5 protein-coding genes are annotated in these 3,483 nt (G+C 64.1%); all 5 read left to right on the top strand.

The genetic code is table 11. The features are described 5' to 3' along the window. A partial coding sequence (locus tag Q8K05_RS11620) for an ABC transporter ATP-binding protein (protein WP_305246761.1) occupies positions 1-465 on the top strand: 465 nt, incomplete at its 5' end. A 33-nt stretch (positions 466-498) separates the two neighbouring features. Then, positions 499-1,365: a precorrin-4 C(11)-methyltransferase gene (gene cobM / locus Q8K05_RS11615; RefSeq protein WP_305246760.1), complete on the top strand. Its 867-nt coding sequence runs from the start codon at positions 499-501 to the stop codon at positions 1,363-1,365. Further along, on the top strand, positions 1,362-2,309 hold the full coding sequence (locus Q8K05_RS11610; RefSeq protein WP_305246759.1) for a sirohydrochlorin chelatase: 948 nt from the start codon (positions 1,362-1,364) through the stop codon (positions 2,307-2,309). Before cobM ends, Q8K05_RS11610 begins: the two co-directional genes overlap by 4 nt. Next, entirely contained in the window at positions 2,306-2,992 is a 687-nt protein-coding gene (locus Q8K05_RS11605; RefSeq protein WP_293469928.1) for a precorrin-8X methylmutase, read from the top strand. The genes Q8K05_RS11610 and Q8K05_RS11605 overlap by 4 nt, the downstream gene beginning before the upstream one ends. Then, positions 2,989-3,483, top strand: a 495-nt coding sequence (locus tag Q8K05_RS11600) for a cobalt-precorrin-5B (C(1))-methyltransferase (RefSeq protein WP_305246758.1), incomplete at its 3' end; no start/stop codon positions are given. The genes Q8K05_RS11605 and Q8K05_RS11600, both read left to right, overlap by 4 nt.

Raw genomic sequence — 3,483 nt, 5'->3', positions numbered from 1 at the left:
GGCCGCCTGCCGCATCAAGCCTGGCTTAGCGCCCCCAGCGCCGCCGACCATGCCGCCGTCGAGCGTGCCCTGCGCGCCACGCAGGCCTGGGACTGGCGCGGCCGGCCGCTGGGCCAGCGTTCGGGCGGCGAGCGCCAGCGCGTGCTGCTGGCGCGTGCGCTGGCCGTGGAAGCGCAGGTGCTGCTGATGGACGAGCCGCTGGCCAACCTGGACCCGCCGCACCAGACTGACTGGCTGTTGATGGTGCGCAGCCTGGTCGCCAGCGGCAAAACCGTCATCAGCGTGCTGCACGAAATCTCGTTCGCGCTGCAGGCCGACGAACTGGTCGTCATGGATCAGGGCCGGGTGACGCACCAGGGCGACTGCTCTGACGCCGCCACGCACCGCGCCCTTGAAGACGTGTTTGATCACCGCATTGCCATCTTCCCGCTCGCAGGCCAGTGGGTGGCCTTGCCAAAAATCTAGCTTGCGGCTAACAATTTCAAACCGGAATACATCATGCAGACTGACACTCCACCCATCGAGGCCGGCCGCGCTACTTCCGCGCCGGGCACCGTCTGGTTCGTCGGCGCGGGCCCGGGCGACCCGGAGCTGATCACCGTGAAGGGCCGGGCGCTGATTGAGCGTGCTGGGGCCATTCTGTTCGCGGGCTCCCTGGTCAGCGAGGCCGCCACGCGCTGGGCACCTGCGGGCTGCGTGATTGCTGACAGCAAGGACATGACGCTGGAGCAAATGTCTGGCTGGCTGATTGAACAGGCTGGGCGCTGCACGACCGTGGTTCGCCTGCAAACCGGCGATCCCTGTTTGTACGGCGCGCTGATAGAACTGGTGCAACCCCTCGACGCGGCGGGAGTTGCCATCGAGGTGGTTCCGGGGGTGTCGTCTGCCATGGCTTCCGCAGCGGCTGCGGTGGAAAGCCTGACGCTGCCCGAGGTGACCCAAACCGTGATCTTCACCCGCATGGAAGGGCGCACCCCGATGCCGGAAGGCGAGTCGCTGGAGGTTTTGGCGGCGCATCACAGTACCTTGTGCATCTTCCTGAGCATCACGCTGATGGGGCGCGTCACTGCGGCTTTGACGGCTGCAGGCTGGTCGCCGGAGGCGCCGGTGGTGGTGGTGCACAAGGCCAGCTGGCCGGGCGAGGAAAAAATTATCCGCGGTACGGTGGCCACGATTCAGGGCCTGTGCCGCGAGGCAAAAATCGTCAGCCAGTCCATGATTATTGCCAGCCCCACACTGGGCGCGCGGCAGTGGCCGACGCTGGCTAAATCCAGACTGTACGACGCGAGCTTTACGCACAAGTTTCGACGTGCCAGCGTTCATGCGAATACCGATACCCCCCCAGACCTCACGGAGACCCCATGACATCAGACACCATTCTTTTGGTGGGCCACGGCTCACGCGAAAAATCAGGCAACGACGAAATTGAAGCCTTTGCGCAGCAGTGGCGCGAACGCCAGCCCGGCTGGCGCATCGAAGTCTGCTTCATCGAGTTTTCCGAGATCACCATGAGCGAAGGCCTGCGCCGCGCCGCAACGGGCTCGCAACGGGTGATGGTGGTGCCGCTGATTCTGAATGCCGCCGGGCACGTCAAGATGGACATCCCGCAGGCCATTGACGGCGCGCGGCTGAAATTTCCGCAGGTGGAATTTCTGTACGCGCCGCACCTCACGGCATGCGACCCTATTTTGTCCATCGTCAAACGCCGCCTGAAAAGCGCGATGCAGGCGCTGGACATGCCCGACCCCACCACCACCGGCGTGGTGATTTTGGGGCGCGGCTCGTCCGACCGGCAGGCCAACGGCGAGATGGCCAAGATGGCGCGCTGGCTGATGGAAGAAACCGACCACGAACTGGTGGACCTGGCGTTTACCGGCATCACCTGGCCGCGCCTTGAAAAAGCCGTGCAGCGGCAAAGCCTGCTGGGCATGACGCAAGTGGTCGTGCTGCCGTACTACCTGTTTAACGGCACGCTGGTCGAGCGCATCACCAAACAAGTAGCCAACCTGAAAACCCAGTACCCCACCATCCGCTTTACCTCAACGGCCTACTTTGGTTTTGAGCACGAAATTTTTGAACTGCTGGAACAACGGGTGAATGACCTGAAACGCGGCGCGCCCGAGTCGCTCATGCCCTGTGATGGCTGCAAGTACCGTGAGTTTGGCGTCGAAAACGGCATGGGGGGTCACCACCATGACGATGCCATTGCGCACCATCATGACCATGCGCATGAACATCCACACCCGCATGCACCGGTCATCGTTCAAATTCATCCGCACCCTCATGCGCACGAGCACGCCCACCCATGAGCACCGCCAACGTCATTACCGAACAGCTCACCGCTGCGGGCCGGGCCATTGAACACGATTCCTTTGCCGTGATTGACCGCGAAGTGGCATCGCACGCCTACACACCGGCCCAGTGGCCCATCGTGCGCCGCATGATTCACGCCAATGCCGACTTCGACTTCAACGGCCTGACCGACTTTCATCCACGGGCGGTTGAGGCCGGCGTGGCCGCCATCCTGTCGCGCAGCACCCGCGTGGTGGCCGATGTGGAAATGATCTGCGTGGGCCTGTCAGCGCCGCGCCTGGGACATTTCGGCATGGCCACGCACCAGTTCATCTCGGACGCTGACGTGATTGAAACCGCCAAAGCCGAAGGTACGACCCGCGCGGTGCAGGCCATGCGCAAGGCACACCGCCTGGGCCTGATCAACGGCGCCATCGTCGGTATCGGCAATGCACCTACCGCATTGATTGAGCTGGTGCGGCTGATTCATGAAGAAGGCGCGCGTCCGGCTTTGGTCGTGGGCATGCCGGTCGGTTTTGTGTCGGCGGCCGAGTCCAAGGACCTGATGGCGCTGGAGAACGAGGTGCCCTGGGTGGTGATCAGGGGCCGCAAGGGCGGCTCCACGCTGGTGGTGGCGGCCATACACGCCCTGCTGGGTCTGGCGGAGGCACAAGAGCTCACGGAGAAAACGTCAGCATGATGGAGAAAAATGCGCCACGCGGCACACGCACCGGTTTCACCACCGGCGCGTGTTCGGCTGCGGCGGCGCGGGCTGCCACGCTGGGGCTGGTCACCGGGCAGGTGCCGGACAGCATTGAATGCCTGCTGCCCAACGGCGATCTGGTCACCTTTGCGGTGCTGGACGGTGCGGTAGACGGCCACACGGCGCATGCCATGGTCATCAAGGACGCGGGCGACGACCCCGACTGCACCGACAAGGCGCACCTCACGGCTGACGTGACGCTGCGTCGCGATCTGCCCGGCCAGGTGTTGCTGACCGGCGGTTTTGGTGTGGGCACGGTCACCATGCCTGGCCTGGGCTTGGTGGTGGGCGGCCCGGCGATCAACCCGGTGCCGCGCCGCAACATCACGGCCAACGTGCAGGCCGCTGCAGCTGAACTGCTGGAAGAGGCCGGGTTTGAGGTCTGTATTTCGGTGCCGCAAGGTGTGGAGATGGCCAAAAAAACCCTG

The sequence above is a fragment of the Polaromonas sp. genome (genome assembly GCF_030682935.1).
Taxonomy (GTDB): Bacteria; Pseudomonadota; Gammaproteobacteria; order Burkholderiales; family Burkholderiaceae_C; genus Polaromonas.
The sequence above is the reverse complement of the archived record's forward strand: the minus strand, read 5'-3'. Positions and strand labels throughout refer to the sequence as shown.

Coding starts and splice junctions, on each gene's coding strand:
- Q8K05_RS11605 (WP_293469928.1), top strand. CDS start 2,306: ATGAGCACCGCCAACGTCATTACCGAACAGCTCACCGCTGCGGGCCGG.
- cobM (WP_305246760.1), top strand. CDS start 499: ATGCAGACTGACACTCCACCCATCGAGGCCGGCCGCGCTACTTCCGCG.
- Q8K05_RS11610 (WP_305246759.1), top strand. CDS start 1,362: ATGACATCAGACACCATTCTTTTGGTGGGCCACGGCTCACGCGAAAAA.